18 protein-coding genes, 1 tRNA gene and 1 pseudogene are annotated in these 21264 nt (G+C 45.6%); 5 read left to right on the top strand and 15 right to left on the bottom strand.

The window, feature by feature from the left end:
• Positions 1–130: 130 nt before the first annotated feature.
• From B3Z75_RS01955 to B3Z75_RS01940, 4 genes are read right to left on the bottom strand one after another with little or no spacing between them, the layout of a single operon-like run.
• Positions 131–1519 (bottom strand): aminopeptidase P family protein, encoded by a 1389-nt coding sequence (locus tag B3Z75_RS01955; RefSeq protein WP_286853948.1) that lies wholly within the window; start codon positions 1517–1519, stop codon positions 131–133.
• Positions 1520–1537: 18 nt separating this feature from the next.
• Positions 1538–2566: a S41 family peptidase gene (locus tag B3Z75_RS01950; RefSeq protein WP_414702846.1), complete on the bottom strand. Its 1029-nt coding sequence runs from the start codon at positions 2564–2566 to the stop codon at positions 1538–1540.
• A gap of 50 nt (positions 2567–2616) precedes the next feature.
• Positions 2617–3072 (bottom strand): RpiB/LacA/LacB family sugar-phosphate isomerase, encoded by a 456-nt coding sequence (locus tag B3Z75_RS01945; RefSeq protein WP_286853951.1) that lies wholly within the window; start codon positions 3070–3072, stop codon positions 2617–2619.
• Positions 3073–3090: 18 nt separating this feature from the next.
• Positions 3091–5115 carry a transketolase family protein gene (locus B3Z75_RS01940; RefSeq protein ID WP_286853953.1) on the bottom strand — a complete coding sequence of 675 codons (2025 nt, stop codon included), beginning with the start codon at positions 5113–5115 and terminating at the stop codon, positions 3091–3093.
• Between the two features lie 370 nt (positions 5116–5485).
• Between B3Z75_RS01940 and B3Z75_RS01935 the strand changes: the two genes are divergently transcribed.
• Complete coding sequence (locus B3Z75_RS01935; protein WP_286853955.1) at positions 5486–6241, top strand: RNA methyltransferase; 756 nt, start codon at positions 5486–5488, stop codon at positions 6239–6241.
• Between the two features lie 136 nt (positions 6242–6377).
• Here B3Z75_RS01935 and B3Z75_RS01930 read toward each other — a convergent pair.
• Positions 6378–6453 (bottom strand) — tRNA-His (locus B3Z75_RS01930).
• A 214-nt stretch (positions 6454–6667) separates the two neighbouring features.
• Here B3Z75_RS01930 and B3Z75_RS01925 point away from each other — a divergent pair.
• Genes B3Z75_RS01925 through nth form a run of 4 tightly spaced genes read left to right on the top strand, consistent with a single transcriptional unit; the run spans position 6668 to position 10264 of the window.
• A complete protein-coding gene (locus B3Z75_RS01925; RefSeq protein WP_286853957.1) occupies positions 6668–7267 on the top strand; it encodes a bifunctional nuclease family protein in 600 nt (199 codons plus the stop codon).
• 11 nt (positions 7268–7278) lie between these two features.
• Positions 7279–7989 (top strand): 16S rRNA (uracil(1498)-N(3))-methyltransferase, encoded by a 711-nt coding sequence (locus tag B3Z75_RS01920; RefSeq protein ID WP_294067186.1) that lies wholly within the window; start codon positions 7279–7281, stop codon positions 7987–7989.
• Between the two features lie 9 nt (positions 7990–7998).
• Positions 7999–9558 carry a M81 family metallopeptidase gene (locus B3Z75_RS01915; protein WP_286853961.1) on the top strand — a complete coding sequence of 520 codons (1560 nt, stop codon included), beginning with the start codon at positions 7999–8001 and terminating at the stop codon, positions 9556–9558.
• Positions 9559–9616: 58 nt separating this feature from the next.
• Positions 9617–10264, top strand: coding sequence for an endonuclease III (gene nth, locus B3Z75_RS01910; protein ID WP_286853963.1), 648 nt, complete (start codon positions 9617–9619; stop codon positions 10262–10264).
• A 143-nt stretch (positions 10265–10407) separates the two neighbouring features.
• Here nth and B3Z75_RS01905 read toward each other — a convergent pair whose 3' ends face one another.
• From B3Z75_RS01905 to B3Z75_RS01860, 10 genes and pseudogenes are all read right to left on the bottom strand, one after another.
• A complete protein-coding gene (locus B3Z75_RS01905; protein ID WP_286853965.1) occupies positions 10408–10623 on the bottom strand; it encodes a DUF5652 family protein in 216 nt (71 codons plus the stop codon).
• Positions 10624–10645: 22 nt separating this feature from the next.
• Positions 10646–11800, bottom strand: a complete 1155-nt coding sequence (locus B3Z75_RS01900; RefSeq protein ID WP_286853967.1) for an aldose epimerase family protein — start codon at positions 11798–11800, stop codon at positions 10646–10648.
• A 277-nt stretch (positions 11801–12077) separates the two neighbouring features.
• Positions 12078–13889, bottom strand: a complete 1812-nt coding sequence (locus B3Z75_RS01895) for a glycoside hydrolase family 2 protein (RefSeq protein ID WP_286853969.1) — start codon at positions 13887–13889, stop codon at positions 12078–12080.
• A 265-nt stretch (positions 13890–14154) separates the two neighbouring features.
• Positions 14155–16338 carry a DUF349 domain-containing protein gene (locus B3Z75_RS01890; protein ID WP_286853970.1) on the bottom strand — a complete coding sequence of 728 codons (2184 nt, stop codon included), beginning with the start codon at positions 16336–16338 and terminating at the stop codon, positions 14155–14157.
• A gap of 232 nt (positions 16339–16570) precedes the next feature.
• On the bottom strand, positions 16571–17884 hold the full coding sequence (gene der, locus B3Z75_RS01885; RefSeq protein ID WP_294067181.1) for a ribosome biogenesis GTPase Der: 1314 nt from the start codon (positions 17882–17884) through the stop codon (positions 16571–16573).
• A 98-nt stretch (positions 17885–17982) separates the two neighbouring features.
• A complete protein-coding gene (gene era / locus B3Z75_RS01880; protein ID WP_286853974.1) occupies positions 17983–18873 on the bottom strand; it encodes a GTPase Era in 891 nt (296 codons plus the stop codon).
• Between the two features lie 51 nt (positions 18874–18924).
• Positions 18925–19938, bottom strand: coding sequence for a beta-ketoacyl-ACP synthase III (locus B3Z75_RS01875; protein ID WP_294067179.1), 1014 nt, complete (start codon positions 19936–19938; stop codon positions 18925–18927).
• An 89-nt stretch (positions 19939–20027) separates the two neighbouring features.
• Positions 20028–20213: a 50S ribosomal protein L32 gene (rpmF, locus tag B3Z75_RS01870; protein WP_286853978.1), complete on the bottom strand. Its 186-nt coding sequence runs from the start codon at positions 20211–20213 to the stop codon at positions 20028–20030.
• A gap of 29 nt (positions 20214–20242) precedes the next feature.
• On the bottom strand, positions 20243–20824 hold the full coding sequence (locus tag B3Z75_RS01865) for a YceD family protein (RefSeq protein WP_286853980.1): 582 nt from the start codon (positions 20822–20824) through the stop codon (positions 20243–20245).
• Between the two features lie 110 nt (positions 20825–20934).
• A pseudogene (locus B3Z75_RS01860) lies at positions 20935–21264 on the bottom strand (aminoglycoside phosphotransferase); the annotation flags it as partial.

Below are 21264 nucleotides of genomic sequence, written 5' to 3'. Positions count from 1 at the left end.
ACAGGGGGGAAATCAACACATCCAACAGGAAAACAACCGCTTCCCGTTATTATGATAAAGCGTTACAATATGTTTACCAGTGTACATTTATTTCTTTATTAACAGGACAAATATAATCAATTCGCTTCATCTATTGAAAAGCCTTTAGCCTCTCCTGCTCAACATCCTCGATACTTTTAGCAAGGGGCTTCCCGAGGATCCGATTCCCCGCTTCGGTTATAAGAATATTTTCTTCATTACGGATACCCCCGAAATCGCGGTATCGATTGACTTCGTTGAAGTTAATAAAATCTGAGTTTATTTTATTACTTTCCCAATGGTCTATCAGTTCAGGAATAAAATAAATCCCCGGTTCAATGGTTAGTACAAAACCAGGGTTAAGCACTCTACCCAAACGCAACGATTTTAAACCAAATTGCGTACTTTTCGGAGCATCGTCGTAACCGACAATTTGCTCACCGAGATTTTCCATATCATGCACGTCCAGTCCCATTAAGTGGCCTGTTCCGCAAGGGAAGAAAAGAGCATGAGCCCCATTGGATACTGCTTCTTTCGTATCTCCTTTGGTTAATCCCAGAGTTTTGAGCCCATCAAATATGATCTCCCCAACCTTCAGATGTACATCTTTGAAATTCGCTCCCGGCAAAGAAAGCTCTATTGCTTTATTATGGGCTTCCAGGGTTATCTGGTAAATCTCCTTCTGGCGACTGGTAAACTTCTCGGAAACAGGGAAAGTGCTGCTCATATCCCCGGCATACCCCATCGGGGTTTCGTATCCTGCATCGAGCAAAAAAAGATTTCCTTCTCTGAGGCGATTTCCGTGATAATGGTTGTGCAAAAACTGTCCGTTGATGGTACCGATAATCGGAAAGGATAAATTACCGCCTGCAGCAATTGCCACTTCGTGCACTCTCGCTGTAACTTCCGCCTCGATCATTCCTGCACGGGCATGGTGCATGGCTGCCAGATGCATATCGACCGTTACGTTCACCGCCTTCTCAATCTCGGCAATCTCCTCATCTGATTTTATATTTCGCTGTCTTGCTACGGCAATAATAAACTCCCTGCTGCTCTTCTCGGTTACCTCATTGGGAGTACAGCCCATATATGCGGAAAGCTTAAGGAGATGCTCTCCTCTGTAGGGAGGTAAGTACCGGACATGATGTGGATTGGCACGAGTTATCATCTTTTTGAAGTCAGACAGGCTCCCCGTAAATTGGATCCCTGCTTGTTGCGCCACCTCACTAATTGTGGGTTGAGAACCTGTCCATACGATGGAATCGATGGTTGGATCATCTCCAAAAATATAGTCTTTATCAGCATCGATATCGATCCAGGCAATCAAGTCGGGCTTACTAATACCAAAAAAATAGAGAAAGGTACTATCCTGACGAAAATAGTAGGTATTATCGGCATAATTGATTCCACATTCGCCATTTCCGAGGAACAACAGACTTCCGGTCTGAAATGTTTCTTTCAGTTTTTTTCTTCTTTCTGTATAGATCTCTTTACTAAACACTCTTTAAAAAAAACCGATTCAATTACTCTTTTTAATCCATTTGCGCGCTTCCTCAATTATGGTATCCCGGTTTTTATCCATGTCGCTTTTGAGCATTTCTACCTTGATATCCGGTTCCACACCAAATTCAATGTGTTCTTTTTCGGCATTGAACATGGGGGAAGCCGAGAATCGGATGGACCACCCGTTTGGTAATTCTGACGTGAAAGGCAATCCACTTCCTCCGCCAGTTTTATCGCCGATCACCGTCACATTGGGTGCATATTTCATGATGCTGACAAACTCGTTGGTAGCACTGTAACATCCCCTGTTGGTGATCACAACCACTGGCTTCTGGTAACGTACCCTGTTGGAACTTTCCGCATATTTGGGATAGAGCGGAGAGAAATCATTATGTCCCGGACCAACTTTATGAGAGATATAACCAATATGTTTGCGTTCATTGAAAAAACGGCCGGTAATTCTCTCCACGTTGGTAAGGCTTCCTCCTCCATTGTTTCGTACATCGATAATAATACCATGGCAAAGAGCCATCCTGTTCAATACCTGATCAAGGCTCCCCTCTCCTATATCGTTCGAAAAACTACCATAATAGATATAGCCCACATTATCTTCCAGTATCTTATACCGCATGCCGGCAGCTATGCCGAAATCGGTTCCCAGATAATGTTTCTGGATAGTTGGGTCGAAGTTGGCCGGATAATCGTCCTGCCATTGCCAGTAACGGGTCATGTCATGAGATGCAGCCAGGTTAACATGCCCGTCTTTCAGGTTTGCGAGCATCTCTCCCATAAGTTTAAACAAGGCATCGTTGCTCATATCCGATGTAATACGGGCACTATATTCCTTATAGATTGCATCCCAGTCGATCTCCTTGTATTCAAAGAAACAGTAATTCCGGTCGAGAATGGTCCACAAAGCATCAAAATTTCCTCTGGGGTGGTTGTCGAATTGCATATCCGTTATCTCGCAGCTTTGCAAGAAAAGAAATAGCAACAGAATCAAACCGGATTGTTTCTTCCACATCATACGATCAAAAATAATCATTCCCCGTATTATATCGGGAATATAAGTTAAGAGAGAACGGATAATTCATATTATCCGCAAGGAATCTTATTGACTCTCCTTTCGTGACGCCCACCTTCAAAGGGCGTATTCAGGAAAGTAACCAGTATCTCGTAAATCTCCTCGTCGTTCAGAAAACGACCTGGGAGAGAGAGAATGTTAGCGTTATTATGTGCCCTGGCATAATAAGCTATTTCAGGGGTCCAGCACAAAGCACCGCGCACACCCTGGTGCTTGTTCACGGTCATGTTGATGCCGTTTCCGGAGGCGCAGATAGCGACCCCCGGATAACATTCGCCATTCTCAACAGCCAAGGCAAGAGGATGTGCATAGTCTGGATAATCAGTACTTTCTGAAGAATAGGTGCCAAAATCTTTGTACGGGATACCCTGTTCCTCAAACATTTTAATCAAATGCTGCTTTCTGTCGAAGCCGGCATGGTCTGATCCTATCCCGATAGGCTTTTCTGAATTAGCAAATAACGACATATCAATCGGTTTTAGTGATTACAACATTTTTTTTACCTGTTCATATACATTCCTGCCGGTATATCCCAGTTTTTCATCCAGGATCTGATAGGGCGCTGAAAACCCGAATGAGTTCATTCCCCAGACCGACCCGTCGGCACCCACAAGTCCTTCGAGTGTGACGGGCAGACCGGCGGTCATACCAAATTTCCTTTTCCCTTTCGGCAATACAGACTCCTGATATTCGGCCGGCTGGGAGCGGAATAATCCTTCCGAGGGAACCGAAACGATGCGTACTTTCACCCCGTCGGTCCGAAGTAAATCAGCTCCCTCCACAAGGGTGGCAACTTCTGATCCCGAAGCCAACAATATCACATCGTAGTTCTCTTCATCCTGTACAATATAAGCACCCTTCTTCGCCTGTTGCGCTTCCGCAAAACGGGATTCCCGTGCGGGAAGATCTTTTATGTTTTGACGGGAGAGAATCAACCCGGTTGGCGTTTCTTTGTTTTCAAGTGCCATCTTCCACGCCACGGTGGTTTCGTTGGCATCGGCCGGACGGAGCACGAGCATGGAGTTTTGTCCGTGGTGATTTTGCAATTTCTCCAGCAGGCGGATCTGTGCTTCCTGTTCCACGGGCTGGTGTGTGGGTCCATCTTCACCCACGCGAAATGCATCGTGTGTCCAGATAAAAATAACCGGTGTTTCCATCAATGCTGCCACGCGAATGGAGGGTTTCATGTAGTCGGAGAAGGCGAAAAAGGTACCGCAAGCTGGAATTACACCGCCATGCAGGCTCATTCCGATGCAGAGGCACGACATGGTAAATTCAGAGACTCCCATCTGCAGGAAGGCACCCGAGAAGTCATCCCGTGTAAAAGCTTTGGTGAATTTTAGAAACCCATCTGTCTTATCGGAGTTTGAGAGATCGGCAGAAGCAACCACCATGTTTTCCACCTGCTGTGCCAATACACCCAGCACGGTAGCCGATGCGGCACGGGTGGCATTACCCGGTTTTTGCTGAATGGCAGACCAGTCGATTACCGGTAGTTCACGCGAAAACCATTTACGCTTCTTTTCAGCCAGTTCGGGATTTTGCTTTTCCCATTCCTTCTCTTTAGCCTTTTTGGCCGATGCAATGACTTTCAGCTCCTCGATTCTTTTTTCGTAGAGTTCTTTTGCTTCGGGGAAGATCACAAAGGGATTTTCCGGATCCCCGCCCAGATTTTTGACCGTTTGACCAAAGTCGGCTCCAGCTGCACTCAAAGGCTGTCCGTGAGTAGAAACCTTTTGTTCGAACGAACTGCCGTCGGCTGCTATTGCACCACGTCCCATGATGGTGTTGCCAATAATGAGGGTTGGTTTTTCCTTTTCAGCTTTCGCCTCGGTGAGTGCCTTGCGGATCTCGTCCACGTTATTGCCGTCGATGGTAATCACTTTCCAGTTCCAGGCCTCGTATTTCTTCGCTACATTTTCGCTGGTTACCTCATGGGTGGTGGTGGAAAGCTGAATAGAGTTTGAATCATAAAACATAATCAGATTGCTCAAGCCAAGGTGGCCGGCTATCCGCCCAACACCCTGAGAAATCTCTTCCTGGATACCTCCATCCGAAATAAATGTGTAGATTGTGTGATCCACAACATCTCCCAACCTTGCCTGCAGGAAACGGGCAGCCACAGCTGCTCCGGCTGCAAATGCATGACCTTGGCCCAGTGGTCCGGAAGTGTTCTCGATGCCTCTGCTTAAATCGATTTCCGGATGTCCAGGTGTGGGACTACCCCACTGCCGGAATTTCTTTAATTCATCCAACGAAAATTTACCACTAAGACAAAGGACGGAATAGAGCATGGGCGACATGTGTCCCGGATCAAGAAAAAACCGGTCTCTGGATTCCCATGTAGGATCTTCGGGATCATACTCTAAAAATTCGGAGAACAGGACATTGATAAAATCTGCTCCACCCATGGCGCCACCGGGGTGTCCCGATTTTGCCTCTTCCACCATCGAAGCCGAAAGAATCCGGATATTATCGGCTGCCTTGTTCATGATTGCTTTTTCGTTCATAAATAACATGAAATATGATTATTAGTATGTTGTAAATTGAATTCAGTTGTAAGTTAACGCCGTAAGAACTGAATAACCGCAAAGATAACCATTTTTTGAAACTATCAGCCTTACACGAATGATATGTTTGCTGTTTTTTTTGACAGGATTTTTTCAAATTCCACCATACAATTGCTGTTTCCGAAGAGAAAGAGCAATAAAAGTGCTACTTTTACACTCCGGAAGAATCCAGAAATGGGACACCGGCCGACATGGATTGAATGATTATTTCAAAGGAATCGAAAAAAAAAGACCAGGTGCTCACGAAAGGAAGCAGGATTGAGATACCGTAAGCTGAGAACAGAACACCGAGTGTTGAACACTGATAATTATGAGTTTAAGTAACAACAAAATAAAATACATACGGTCGCTCAAGGAGAAAAAACTCCGAAGCGAACACCACACATTTGTGGCAGAAGGGACAAAGCTTGTATTTGATTTGCTGGAAACATGCCGCTGTCAGCTGGTCGCTGCTTTACCGGAAACACTGGCTGCTCATCCCGATATCAGGGCAGAAGAAATTGTGGTAGCAAGTGCAAGCGAACTGAAGAAGGCAACATTGCTGGCTACCGCCCCTCAGATTATTGCAATTTTTTATCAGCCCGAACAGGATGTGGAGAAGTACCAATTTGGCGAAAAATTAAGTCTTGTACTCGACGGCATTCAGGATCCGGGCAATGTGGGCACCATAATCCGTATTGCCGACTGGTTTGGCATTGATCATGTGGTATGTTCTCCCGATACGGCCGATCTGTTTAACCCCAAAACGGTGCAGGCCACAATGGGAGCTATTGCCCGTATACGGGTCAGCTATACCGATATTGGAGTTTTTTTACGCAAGTATAGCCACCTGCCCATCTATGGAACTTTTTTAGATGGCAAAAACATCTACCACGAGGAGCTGTCGGACTATGGTCTGATTGTCATGGGAAGCGAGGGCAAAGGCATCAGAAAAGAAGCTGCAGAAAGTATCAGCCGGAGACTTTTCATTCCCAACTTTCCTTTAAGCCGCACGACCTCCGAATCATTGAATGTAGCAGCAGCCACGGCCATCGTCTGTTCTGAATTCCGTAGGAGAAAACTTTGAAAATAATTTTCTCCCATAAGGAATGACATCGCGAAAAAAGGCGATGGGTAAGGACAAAAAAAATCACCTATTTTGAAAACAGGTGATCGCCTAAAACAAATCTAAAGAGAATAAAAATCTCATTCAAATGAGATGTGGGTGGAAAACGGGGCTCGAACCCGCGACCTTCGGAACCACAATCCGACGCTCTAACCAACTGAGCTACAACCACCGTATTGTAATCGGGTGCAAAGATAGGAATTTTTTATTACTTCCCATCATAATTAATCCGATTTTTTAAAAAAAATGTTTCCCGGGGCTCCATCTACATAAAAAATAGTATATTTACAAAATAAAACATGTGCCCCGGACATGCTCAAACCAGATTGACTTGCCCGAGGATTTTTCATTATTTTTGAAGTTGTTACGGACAAAAAATATTTCATCGTGTCAAAAAAAATAAAACTATCCATATTGGGGATCTCCTTCAGTCAGGTACAGGCAGGGGCATACGCACTTATATTTGCCGAAGAGGCCGGCATACGCCGTCTTCCAATCGTCATAGGAACTCCCGAGGCTCAATCGATCGCCATCGTCATGGAAGGCATTACCCCTCCCAGGCCTTTATCACACGATCTGATCTGTTCCATCTGGAAAGAACTCAGCATTGAATTGATAGAGGTGTTGATTTATAAATTTGAAGACGGCGCATTTTTTGCGGAACTTAAGTTGCAGCAAAACGGCAAGGAGTATCACATCGACTCCCGCACATCCGATGCGGTGGCTTTGGCAATACGTACGCATTCACCCATCTATACCACGGAGGAGATTATGCAAAAAATGGCCATCGTTTTCGATGAACAATCTCCAGCAAATTCTTCCGAGCAATTTTATCAGGAGGAAGGAGAGCAGGAGGAGGAAGAAGAATTAACGGACCTTAAGCTGGATATCCTCAAGAATCGCCTAAAGGATGCCGTAAATGAGGAGAATTATGAGCTGGCAACCCGTTTACGCGACGAGATCAACCGGAGAGAGAACAAATCGTGAACGAAAGCTATATGCCAGATACGCTCTTTTATTGCCCCGATATCTCTCGGCATCCCCAACTGCCGATACAGGAATCACAACACTGTGTTAAGGTACTCCGAATGCGGGAAGGCGACAAATTGACTGTGACCGACGGACAGGGTTTTTTCTATGAATGCCTGCTTGCGGAAGCGCACCCGAAACATTGTAGTGTACACATTCAGCATCGGATATCGATTGCAAGGAACAGAGATTTCCTGCTTCAGGTAGCTTTTGCTCCTACCAAGCAGATGGAGAGAAACGAATGGTTTGTGGAAAAGGCTGTTGAAATAGGTATTGACCGGTTTATCCCTCTTTTGAGTAATTACTCCGAACGTAGGGATTTGAAAAAAGAACGACTGGAAAAGATTGCCGTTTCGGCCATGAAACAGTCACAACAAGCCTTCCTGCCCGGAATCGAAGAGATGGTTCAGTTTGTAAAATTTGTAACCCGCCCTTTCGAAGGGAGAAAGTTTATCGCTCACTGCTATAATCTGCCCAAAAAGCCACTTGCACAAACATACAGGAAAGGAGAAAATGCACTGATTCTCATCGGACCCGAAGGTGATTTTAGCGAAGAGGAAATCCACAGTGCCATAGCAAACGGTTTTGAGCCCGTAAGCCTCGGTGAGACCAGGCTCCGTACCGAAACAGCCTGTCTTGTGGCCACTCACACAATTCACATCATCAACAACCAAATATAAGTTTTCGCTATGAAAAAAGTACTTTTTTCTATTCCTATCCTGCTGATAATCATCTCCACAGGTTGTAACACCGGCAGAGCGCAAAAAGAGCTGCCCCGCATTGCCATTGCCGGCATTGCTATTGAATCGAGTACCTTCTCTCCTGCGGTATCGCACGAGGATGCCTTCAGAGCGAGAACAGGCGACGAAGTTTTCACCTATTATCCGTTTATGTCACCCGATTCGGGCATCATCAACCGTGCCGTGTGGCTTCCCACCCTACGCGGTCATGCCATGCCGGGAGGCATCGTCACCCGCGAAGCTTATGAGTCACTGGTAACAAAAACTCTGAATATGTTGAGGGAAATATTGCCTCTTGACGGACTCTTCTTCGACATTCATGGTGCGATGAGCGTACAGGGACTGGACGATCCCGAAGGGGACTTCCTCGTACGCATCCGCGAGCTGGTAGGCACCGATGTGTTGATCTCCACATCGATGGACCTGCACGGCAATGTATCACCGCGCCTGGCGCAAAACACCGATATGATTACCTGTTACCGGCTTGCACCACACGAGGATGCAATCGAATCCAAAAAACGCGCGGTCACAAATTTGCTGAGCCGACTGGAAACAGGCAAGGGAAAACCGTCTTATAAAATCTGGATCCCTGTTCCCGTTCTTCTTCCCGGGGAAAAGACAAGTACCCGTATTGAACCGGGAAAAAGCCTCTACGCCGCCATTCCAGGCATGCTGGACGATGATAATGTAATCGATGCAGCCATCTGGATGTCTTATCCCTGGGCCGATGAACCGCGCAACCACGGTGTGGTGATGGCTTATGGCGACGACAAAGAGGCTGTCGCCAAAGCAGCCGAGAAACTGGCCCGCCATTTCTGGGATGTACGAAAAGAATTTGACTTCGTGGCACCGACCACTTATCTTGACGAAGCACTAAAAAAAGCGTTAGCCAGCGACAAAAAACCGTTTATCATCAGCGACATGGGCGACAATCCTACTGCCGGCGGTGCGGGCGATGTGACCTGGACGCTGCACGAGCTCTTCAAAGATACGGCCTTGCAGAGCAGCGGTAAAACGCTGATCTATGCCTCCATTCCGGGAACAGAATTTGTAAAAAAAGCAGTTGAGGCAGGTGTGGGTGGAGAAGTAGATGCCACCGCCGGAGCTGAAGTAGACAGTCGTTTTGCACCTCCTATCCGCCTAAAGGGTGTGGTCACAGCCATCAAGGAGGATACGGCCAACACAGAAGTGGTGGTGAAAAGCGGTAATATCTACACCATCGTCACGGAAAAACGGAATGCCTACCACTATGAGAAACAGTTCATTGACCTGGGACTCAAACCCCGTGAGGCAGATATCCTTGTGGTGAAAATCGGATACCTGGTGCCTGAGCTGTATGATATGCGGGGCGACTGGCTTATGGCGCTCACACCGGGTGGTGTGGACCAGGATTTACTACGGTTGCCTTACAAGCGAATCAACCGCCCCATGTATCCTCTCGACCCTGGCATGAGGGATCCCGACTTAAGCGCACAGTTTATCCCTCTGTCTGACGAGATCATGTATTAATCACTTCCGATAAATGAATAATCTTTTATCATTGAATGATTCGGGAAAAAACCAAGATATGACAAAAAAAGAGCGTTACAAAAATGTGATCGGTTGGTTTGAAGCCAATGCGGAATCGGCCGAAACAGAGTTGCATTACGCAAATAACTTCCAATTGCTGGTCGCGGTGATTTTATCTGCTCAATGCACGGATAAGCGGGTAAACATGATTACCCCTGCATTGTTTGAAGCTTTTCCCACGCCGGAGGTAATGGCCGCTGCTTCTCCCGACAACCTGTTTGAGTATATCCGCTCCTGCTCCTACCCCAATAATAAGGCAAAAAACCTGACCGGAATGGCCAGGAAACTGGTTTCCGATTTTGAAGGGGAAGTGCCTACCGATATAGACTCGTTGCTTACCATACCCGGAGTAGGCCGCAAAACGGCCAACGTAATCCTTGCCGTTGCTTTCAACAAACCCGCCATGCCGGTCGATACCCATGTGTTTCGGGTGGCTAATCGAATCGGCCTGACGGATAACTCCAAATCACCTCTCGAGACCGAACGCGAGCTGGTAAAATATATTCCGGAAGAGTTGCTTTCAACAGCACATCACTGGCTCATTCTTCATGGGCGGTACATCTGTGTTGCCCGAAAGCCAAAATGCGGGATCTGCGGACTCAGGGAGTGGTGCCGATATTATCAAAAAAACGGTGCCGCGCTATAACATTCAGTTCCTCTATAATAATGCGCCTTAAATATGTCCGCTTTTATGCCCCCATTTGCGAGAATACCAGGTTGTAGAAAAACAAGAGGATGCATAGCCCTGTAGGTGTGATGCATCCTCTTGTTAAGATCGCAGAATGACCGTTAGTCATCCTGTGGAAATGCTTTTTGCTTATTCAGCACCAGGTATACGATGGGTAGGATACCCACGGTATTAAAGATTGCCAGGCAGATAAACCAGGCCAGTTGATTGTTCCGGGCCGATTTCCAGAGTGCAATCAGTTTCATAACCGAATCAAACAAAACCAGGATGACACCCAGTATAATCAGCCAGAGAGGCAGATTGGACAAGCTTTCCATACTCCGTAATCGTATAGAATGATTATTTTTTTACCGAAAACTTATAAATACAGCGGCTGGTATATTTCTCTCCCGGCTTCAGGTAAGGTGAGGGCCAATCGGCTTTGTTGGGCGAATCGGGGAACTTCTGTGTCTCCAGGCAGATAGCATTCCTTTTGGCATACAGGGCGCCATTTTTACCGGTCACGGTACCATCGAGGAAGTTACCGGTATAGACCTGCACCCCCGGTTCATCGGTATAGACATCGAGCTGAATGCCGGTCTCGGGTGAGTACACTGTGGCAGCCACCTGATTCACATCGCCTTTCGTGTTCAACACCCAGTTATGGTCATATCCGTCGCCATTCTTTAATTGTACATAATCGTAGTTATCGATCCGTTCACCAATAACGGTAGGAGTTCTGAAATCCATGGGTGTTCCCTCCACCGGGCTTATTTCTCCTGTGGTCATAAAGGTATTATCCACTGGAGTGAATGCATCAGCATGGATGGTGAGCGAATCGTCTAGAATAGTTTTGTTACCGTCGCCGTTCAGGTTGAAATAGGAGTGATTGGTAAGGTTCACCACAGTCTCCTTGTCGGTAGTAGCCTCATACTGCAGGTCGATGGCATTGTCATCGGTAAGAGTCATGGTCACTTTCACATCAAGATTTCCGGGGAAACCGGCTTCGCCGTCTGCAGACAGGTATGAAAACACCACAGTCTGTCCATCGGGTTGTTCGACCTGAAACACCTTCTTGTGAAATCCTTCCGGCCCGCCGTGGAGCGTATGTCCGAAGTTGTTCTGTGGCAACTGATACTCTACTCCCGCCACCGTGATCTTGCCGTTTGCAATTCGATTGCCGTAACGGCCAATGGTGGCTCCGAAATTATTATCAATATTGACATAATCATCGATGTTGTCGAATCCAAGGACCACATCCTTCAAGTTACCCTCTCTGTCGGGCACCATTACGGAGACTATGCGTCCGCCATAGTTCGTCAGGGTTACCTCAACGCCATTTGCGTTTGTTAGTACATACAGATTGGTGGAATCTCCGTTTACCACTGACTGGAAATTGCTTTTTTTCAGTCCCGAGAGGGTTGCCTGCTCTGCGGGGGTCTCTTTTTGCTTGCTGGTACATCCAACTACGGCAATTAATGCCAATAGCCAGATCATTCGATTAAGTCTCATCATTTTTTCATTTATATTAATTTAATTTCTCCGGATCTTCATCCACTCACAAATTTACATGATTTTTTTTAAAAAACACACAAACAGTTAAAAACAACCATCTGCGGCCTTGATGATTGTGGGATCTGGCAAACCGTAGTCGACAACAGGATTAATATAGGTATCCCCCTTATCAACAAGCTTCTCTGTCGGGATCTCCCGTGCTTTGCAAGACAGGAAGAATACGGCTATGAATATTAACGGCAAAAAATGAATGTATTTAGCTATGAAGGAGAAAGAGCTAATCGTTTAACAGATTGCAAATTTCCCGGTTTACTTTTTTCACCCGTGCCTCGTCCACCTTCACCATTTTCCTGTCGTACGTCATCAACCCGTTCACCTCCACCTCAACATCGGTGGTCTGGGTATAGACAGCAGCAGACAAACCAGCACTGATCAGCTGCTTGAGCTGTTCAGCATACTTCATATATTCGTCGGTCACCTCTTTTTCACTGTTGAACTGAACGTATCCCCAGTTACGGTTGGGTTCCCAGAGATGCTCCTTGTTGGCCCATCCTATTCCTCCATACTCACCCAGTACGGTTGCTCGCTGTGCATCGTAAAGATACATCCGAGGGGTCGGATAATTATGTAAGTCGAGCATATCGCCAATTGTGTAATGGTTACCTCCGCTCGCTGGATTCACGAGGCGGGAAGGATCATATTTTTTTGTCCATTTGGTAATCTCTTCTGTTTTGAATTGTCCCCACGCCTCGTTAAAAGGCACCCACACTCCGACAGAAGGATAAGAGTAAAGATAGTCGATAATCTCTTTCCATTCTTTCCGAAAATTGTCTTCCGACTCGGCTGAACGTATGCGTTCCGTACCGGTGAAATACTGATGCATTTGCCATTCCGGACCCCTATCACCATTGGGCATATCCTGCCAAACGATAATGCCATGACGGTCACAATGGGTGTACCAGCGTGCCGGCTCCACTTTCACGTGTTTGCGAATCATATTGAAACCAAAGTCTCTGGTTTTAATGATATCGTACTCCAACGCTTCGTCTGTGGGAGCAGTATAGAGCCCGTCGGGCCACCATCCTTGGTCGAGCGGTCCGAAATGAAACAGGTTTTTGTTGTTAAGTTGCAATCTTACGATTCCCTTGTCATCCCTTTTCGTAGAATATTTACGCATGGCGGCATAGCTTTTCACCTTGTCGAGTTGTTTTAAACCATCAAAAAGCGTAATTTCCAAATCATAAAGAAAAGGATCGCCGGGCGACCACAACCTGGCATTTTGGGGCATGCTTACCTCAACGGGAAGATTATTGATAGATTGGCCGATAGCCACCTCACGGGCACCTTCCATCACCTTTACCTCCACTCTGTTCGCCACTGACCCCAAACTTGCTGCAACTTCAATAGTGAGGATGTTCACGTCGATGTCGGGTGTAATTTTTACATTCTTGATATAATTTCGGGGTACTGGTTCGAGCCATACAGTCTGCCAGATGCCAGTCACCGGAGTGTACCAGATGCCTTCGGGTTTGTTCACCTGTTTTCCTCGGGGCTGATGCCCCTGATCCGAGGGGTCCCATACTTTTACGACGAGGAAATTTTTTCCACTGGTCAGGGATGGTGTGATGTCAAACGAAAACGGGGTATAACCACCAGTGTGCTGTCCTACTTTTACACCGTTGACCCACACATCGGCTTTCCAGTCCACGGCACCGAAATGAAGCAATACATTGTTATTTTTCCATCTGGAAGGTACCGTGAATTCCCGGCAATACCACAGCTCGTTGTCCTTTCCTACTCTTTTCTGCACGCCCGAAAGGCTTGATTCTACAGCAAAAGGGACCAGGATCTCCCCGTCGAAACTGGCAGGCTTTTGTTTTCCAACAGGTACAATTGCATAGTTCCACAGTCCGTTCAGATTTTGCCATTCGGTCCGTTCCATAATAGGTCTCGGATATTCGGGGAGCACATTATTCACATCGATCTCCGATGCCCACCTGGTTTTAATTTTATCTCCCGCTGGCCGCCACTGGGCAAATAGAGAGCTTGTTGCTAACAAAAAGAAGGATACAATCAGATTTGTTCTCATACAATTAATTGATTTTTACATTTGGGTGTTATATCCGTAAATCTCATTTTTGATGCTATTCGAATGGTTGGCTTTCATTTAGTAGTAGAAAATTCCATAGATCGTCAGATTTCATAAACATCTCAAACATTTTAATACACCACTAAAATAATGAATATTAACAACATGTGAAAACATTTTGTTAATAAAAACTACTATGATGAGCACAAAAAAGCGACCGGATCTATCCGGTCGCCAGACTATTATCTAGTGCATCAATACATCATTATAACTCCGTATCAATGACTCCGATCTTTTTCACGATCAGCTGCAGCTCCGATTTAATTTTTTCCATCTTCTGGTTCATATCATCCAGAAGATAATTTCCTTTTTTGGAAGAAACCGAAAGAAATCCAATATTATTTTCGTAGGTCTGCAGTTCGCCTTTCATCCGTTCGTACTGGCGCATCAACTTCTCTCGTTCACGCAGCATTTGGTTTTTGGCATTACTGGATTTGGCCATATCGGAGAGGTTGGTTTTAAAGCTTTCAAGCTTCCGGTCAGCCTTATCAATATTCAACCGATCGAACTGTGCCTCCGTAGCCTCATAAAAGTCACGATATACCCGATCCTTTAATTTATAAGGTACGTGACCGATGGCATACCACTCGTCCATTAGTGCATGTAACTGAGACAAAGCCTCGTCAGTCTCCAGAGAGGTATCCAGCTTTGTGATTCGTTCGACCACTGCCTTCTTGGCTTCCAGGTTTTTGGCCTCCTCGTCGTATTGTGATGAAGTATGGATCTTTTTCTGCTCAAAGAAATAATCACACGCAGTAATAAATCGTTTCCAGATGCTGTCCACATACTTATGAGGTACTACACCGATGCTCTTCCACGCTTTCTGGATGTCGATCATCTCCTGGGTTGTTTTTTTCCAGTCGTGGCTCTCTTTCATTGCCTCGGCACGTTCACACAGTTCGATCTTTTTTCTGAGGTTCTCTTCCATCTCACCGCGAAGAGATTTATAGAAATCGTTCTTGGTTTTGAAAAAAAGATCGCAGGCAGCGCGATAGCGTTTATAAATCTTCGTGTTCCATTTTCTCGGAACATAGCCTATCTGGCGCCATTGCGACTGAATATCGAGCACTTCCTTCACTTTGTTGTTCCACTCCCTCACGGTTGTGAGCCTGCTGTAGTCGATTGCCTCAAGCTTCTCGCAGAGTGCTGTCTTCAATTCAAGATTTTCGTCCTCCTTGCCTCTTAACTCCTCGAAATGAGCCTGATACTTTTTGTTGATATTAGTAGAAGCTTCTTTAAACCTATTCCATATCTCTTCTCTATCCTTCCTGGAAACAGGTCCTATTTCCCTCCATTCCTGATGCAGGTTCTGCAGCTGATGAAATGCAGAGATCACATCCGTTTCTTCATCGAGTCTTTCCGCTGCTTCGCACAGATCAGTCTTCAGTTCCAGATTTTTCTTAAAATCATATTCTCTGAACTCGTTGTTGATACGTACCAGATCATAGAACTTCTCCACGTAGCGCTGGTACGATTTCCACAACTCATTCACTTTTGCCTGTGGAACCTGCTTGATTTCGTTCCACTCTTGCTGAAGTGATTTGAATTCCTGATAGGATTTATTGAAATCTTCCTGTCCTTGCGTTTCTGTCAGGAGTTTTATCTGTTCGATGATTGCCAGCTTCCGGGCCACGTTTTTCTCTTTCTCTGCCTCTTCCCTTGCAGCAATAACTGAGCGTTTTTCCTTGATTTTCTGAAGCAGCTCTTTGCCTTCGGTGAAGAGCGCCGGTTCGTTGGAAATGAAATCAATTTCTTCACCTCCGTTTGCCAGAAAAGCCTGCTTTTGCCCTTCCGTTTCGTTCCGCAACGATCGGTAAAATTGATTTTTATATTCATCAACATCTTTCCGCTTCGGGTTATCCGACTGTAACAAATTGCGGAGATGCTGTACAATCTCTTCTATGGGGAGCAACGAGACGCTGGACTCGTCCAGGGAAGCATCGGCCTCCGGATCATGTTCTTCTTCATCATCGGTTTCTTCCTCATCGGCTTCTTCCTCCTCACGGGCATCTTCAAGCTCATAATCAATAGATACAGGTTCCTCTGTATCTACATCCTTTTCCTTCTGAGCGACCTTATCATCGACTACGGGATTAACAGATGCGACCTCACTCACCGGTTCTTCCTCAGGGACAACATCATCCGGAACAGAACCGGTCTCATTCTCTTCCGCCGCAACTGCAACACCCGGTTCCGGTACTGGCTCCTCGTTGGGAACATCAAGCGGTAGCGAATTATCTACCGGCGATGGTATCTCCTTCGTTGCGTCTTGCAGTTCTTTTGTTGTTTGTTCGTCGTTAACGGGTAGTTTTTCGTTTTCAGGATTGTTTTTCGTATTCATCAGTAGTCCCCTTCGTTTATCCCAGTCTGACGACCGGGGTGTTGCCATTCATTTTTTATTTTTTTAAAACACGATAGCAGTTTTTATCACCCTCCTATCCTGCCAAAAGTTATACAAATTAACGCAATATTTTTGGTATTTCATCGGTTTTTGCTATTTATTTCGCAATATGCAAAATAAAAAAATATTTTTCACGGAAGCGTTGGGCTATCTCTGAAATTATTTATTTCAGTTAAAATTGCACACTTTTTTGCGTTTGCCGACAACGATTGTCCGAAATTTATTTTTCCCGAAAGAAGATATTAATGGGAGTGCCCGAAAAATTCCAATTCTCACGCATTCTGTTTTCGATAAACCGTTTGTAGGGTTCTTTGATCCATTGGGGAAGATTGCAAAAGAAAGCAAAGGAAGGAATCTGAGTATTTGGCAACTGAGTGATATACTTCACCTTTATATACTTCCCTTTGTTGGCAGGTGGGGGCGTTTTTTCGATAATGGGCAACATGATCTCGTTGAGCTTGCTGGTGGATACCTTCCGCTTCCGGTTCGTATAAACCTCCTTAGCTACATCCATTACTTTGAGGATGCGTTGTTTGGTTAGCGCCGACCCGAAGATAATCGGGAAATCGGTAAAGGGAGCCAAGCGCTGACGGATGGCATTCTCGAATGTTTTGATCACCACATTGTTTTTTTCTTCCACCGTATCCCACTTATTCACAAAAACGACCAATCCTTTACGATTTTTCTGGATGAGTGAGAAAATATTCAGGTCCTGGCTCTCAATACCCCGGGTAGCATCAAGCATCAGGATACAGACATCGGCATTTTCGATGACTCTAATAGAACGAATAACCGAGAAATACTCCAGATCTTCCGTCACTTTTCCTTTTTTACGGATGCCGGCAGTATCGATCAGGTAGAAATCCATGCCGAACTTATTATAACGCATGTAAATGGAGTCGCGTGTCGTACCGGCAATGTCGGTAACGATGCTTCTCTCCTCTCCGATTAATGCATTGATGATGGATGATTTACCGGCATTGGGACGTCCCACGACCGCAAACCGGGGAATATCCTCCAGAATCTCCTCTTCATTGTCTCTGGTAAAAAGAGTAATGATGTGATCCAACAGGTCACCTGTTCCTGAACCATTGATAGCCGACACACTGTATGGATCACCAAGTCCAAAGGAATAAAATTCAGCAGCCTGATGTCCTATATCGAAATTATCCGACTTATTGGCCACCACGACCACCGGCTTGCCAGACCTGCGCAACATCTGTGCCACACCTGCATCCAGATCGGTCCGCCCGTTCATCACATCAACCACAAAAAGAATCACATCGGCTTCATCAATGGCAATACGTACCTGTTTGTTGATCTCATCCTCCATGACATCATCCGAATTTACTACCCAACCGCCGGTATCTACCAGGGAAAACTCCTGTCCATTCCAGCTCACCTTCCCGTACTGGCGGTCGCGAGTAGTACCCGATACTTCCGTCACAATGGCCTGTCGAGTCTGAGTCAGGCGGTTAAACAGGGTGGATTTCCCCACATTGGGGCGTCCCACGATTGCTACTAAATTTTGCATATTCTTTTTGATTTGCTGATTTATTGTTTTACTGAATATCGGATCATTGAATTAACGGATCTCCCATTTTGGAATTACCGAATCATCGAATCACTGAATCAATCCAGTTTATACCCGAATGTTTTCAGCATATTGTCTCTGTTGCGCCAGTCTTTTTCGACCTTCACATAGAGTTGTAAAAAGATCTTTTTTTCAAAAAACCGTTCAATATCTTTGCGCGCCATTGTTCCCAGTTTCTTAAGGGCTTCCCCTTTGTGGCCGATCACAATTCCTTTCTGGGTATCTCTTTCCACCAAAATAATTGCTCTTATTCTGATGATCTCTTTTTCTTCTTTAAACTCTTCCACACCTACCTCTATGGAGTAAGGAACCTCTTTCTGATAAAGCAGGAGCGCCTTCTCCCGGATAATCTCTGCCACAAAAAAACGGGCAGGCTTATCGGTTAGAGCATCTTTTTCAAAATAGGGAGGCGATTCCGGCAAAAGTTCCAACACTCGTTTCTGCACTGTATCTACCCCAAAATTATTCAATGCAGAAATCGGGTAAATCTCTGCTTTGGGCAACAGCTGCTGCCATTGTGATACCAATGTCTCCAGTCCGGTTTGATTGGTCTGGTCAATTTTATTAATCAACAACAGCACCGGAAGTTCAAGTTGCCGCACTTTAGCAAGGAAATCATCGTTTTTATCGATCTTCTCCACCACGTCGGTTACATAAAGCAGCACATCGGCATCCTGTAATGCCGAAAGGGAGAAATTAAGCATCTGCTCCTGCAGCTTATAATTGGGTTGCAGCACTCCCGGCGTATCAGAGTATACGACCTGGTATGCAGGCGTATTGACGATTCCGATTATGCGGTGTCGCGTTGTCTGCGCCTTGGCCGTGATAATGGACAGTTTCTCGCCCACCAGCCGGTTCATCAACGTAGATTTCCCCACATTGGGATTGCCCACGATATTTACGAAGCCCGAACGATGATCTTGCTGCATATATTGGATTCGGTGTTCTATTGTCAGTTTTCGTTTGTCAACATTCGCCGCTCAGCGATGCTGTGTTTCCTCATAATCATATCCCCATTTCAGGTAGACACTTCCCCATGAAAAGCCGGCACCAAAAGCAGTAAGAATCACGTTATCTCCTTTGCGCAGTTTGGATTCCCACTCCCACAGACAAAGAGGGATGGTTCCGGCGCTGGTGTTGCCGTATCGTTCAATGTTGACCATTACCTTCTCACGAGGCAGTCCGGTTCGTTCCACTGCAGCATCTATGATCCGCATGTTCGCCTGATGGGGGACCAACCAGTCTACATCGTCGACTGTCAGGTTGTTCCTTTTCATGATAGATTCAGAAACCTCCGACATGCGGGATACAGCATATTTAAACACAATTTTTCCGTCCTGGTGGACAGTATGCTCTGCGTTATCCACTGTCTCGTGTGAAGCAGGATATTTACTCCCCCCCGCTTTCAGTTGCAAAGGTTTGTAACCGACTCCGTCAGAATGAAGCTCTGCATCGATAATACCGATATTCTCTTCGGTAGGTTCAATGAGAACTGCTCCAGCTGCATCGCCGAAGAGCGGGCAGGTGGTCCGGTCTTTATAATTGGTGATGGACGACATTTTGTCTCCCGCCAATAGAATTATCTTTTTGTATTTCCCGGTCTTTATCAACCCGTTACATATCTCCAAACCATATACAAAGCCAGAACAAGCCACTTCCATATCAAAACAGAAAGCGTTTTTTATCCCGGTATTTTCTGCAACAATAGATGCAGCCGATGGAAAGAGGTGGTCTGGAGTGGATGTTGCAAATATAACCGCATCGATTTCGGCAGGCGAAGTTTTGGTTTTCTTCAGTAACTGGGTCACGGCTTGCGTACCAAGGACCGAAATACCCTGTTGATCACCTTTTAAAATACGTCTTTCCTTTATTCCTACCCGGGTCATGATCCACTCATCTGAAGTATCCACCATGGTAGAGAGTTCCTCATTGGTAAGAATATAATCCGGTACACTTGCAGTAATCCCGGTGATCACGGCGTTCAGTTGTTTCATCGTCGTTAATGATATGAATGTGAGAAAAAAACCCTGAAACACGATCATGTCATTTCAGGGTCTTTTATTTTATAAACCAAAGGGAAGGTCTAAGCCGTAACCTCTTTTTCAATAGCCAATTTCCCTCTGTAATACCCGCATTCGCCGCACACGGTATGATAAATATGCCAAGCACCGCAGTTCGGGCAAATTGCCATTGTGGGCAGTTTAGCATGGTCATGCGACCTTCTTTTTCCTTGTCTTGCAGAAGACTGTCTTCTTTTTGGATGTGCCATTTGTATGTGTAATTTTTACTGTTTATATTTCAATTATCGTCGATATTCAATCCTTTCAGGGCATCCCATCGGGGATCGGTAACCTGCGCATCGTCTTCGTTGGTGAATTCATCGTCATCAGGTGCATCCTCGTCGCTCATGTCGTCGTCATCGTCATTTACTGCACGGTGCTTGCGCAGTTTTGAGGAAACCAACCTGTTGCATTCGCCAGACGGATGAACATGTTTAATGGGAATAGCCAGTGCAATGAATTCGTACAGAAACCACGCGATGTTTATTTCGCCCTCTTCCTCCGGGATGATCACGATCTCGTCGCTCTCTTCGGAATATTCTTTTCCAAACTTCACAATGAGCCTATTTTTGGTATCCACCTCCTGATCCACATCATCTAAACAGCGTGTGCAGGGTACCTGCACCACCCCGTTAATATCGAAATTAATTTCGAAGGTCGATGACGTTCTCCTCACAGTGGCTGTCACCTTCACATTACCTTTCTTTACTTCGTCGCCGTCTATAGCCTCGAAGAATTTCCTATCCAGCTCATACTCATAGGTATGTAGTCCGGCAGAAAGGTTTTTTAGGGAAATATTGTACAAACTGAACTTTGCCACGTTTTCTCCTCAAAATAAAGCGGTGCAAAGATAGTAAATTTTTCTTTACCCCGACGTTTTTACTATATTAATTTGTCAGTGATCGGTTTTCAGTGATCAGCAAACCATTTTCAGCGGCCGGCTGTCCGCAATACAATTTGCTGCATTTCATCGAAATGCTCTTCCAGGCTTTGCAACAGTTTAAACTGAGCACGCGTTCGCACAAGGTTATGATCCGGATACGCAATTTTATAATACGTATCGCCATCGATATAATCTGTAAAAAAGCGTACCGTTTGCATATAGGTCAGCAGCTTCGCTCCGAAGGCCAAATTTTCTATTTCCACTTCCGTCAGAAACGAGGCTGCATTTTTCAGATACCCCTTTGCATATCCTTCAAAGATAGCCAGGTCTACCGACACATTGTCCAGATTTTTATCATCTTCGGCTCCCGTATTTGC

This window comes from Proteiniphilum sp. UBA1028, from assembly GCF_002316955.1.
In the GTDB taxonomy this organism is placed as follows: domain Bacteria; phylum Bacteroidota; class Bacteroidia; order Bacteroidales; family Dysgonomonadaceae; genus Proteiniphilum.
This window is presented reverse-complemented; position numbering and strand designations above follow the sequence as displayed.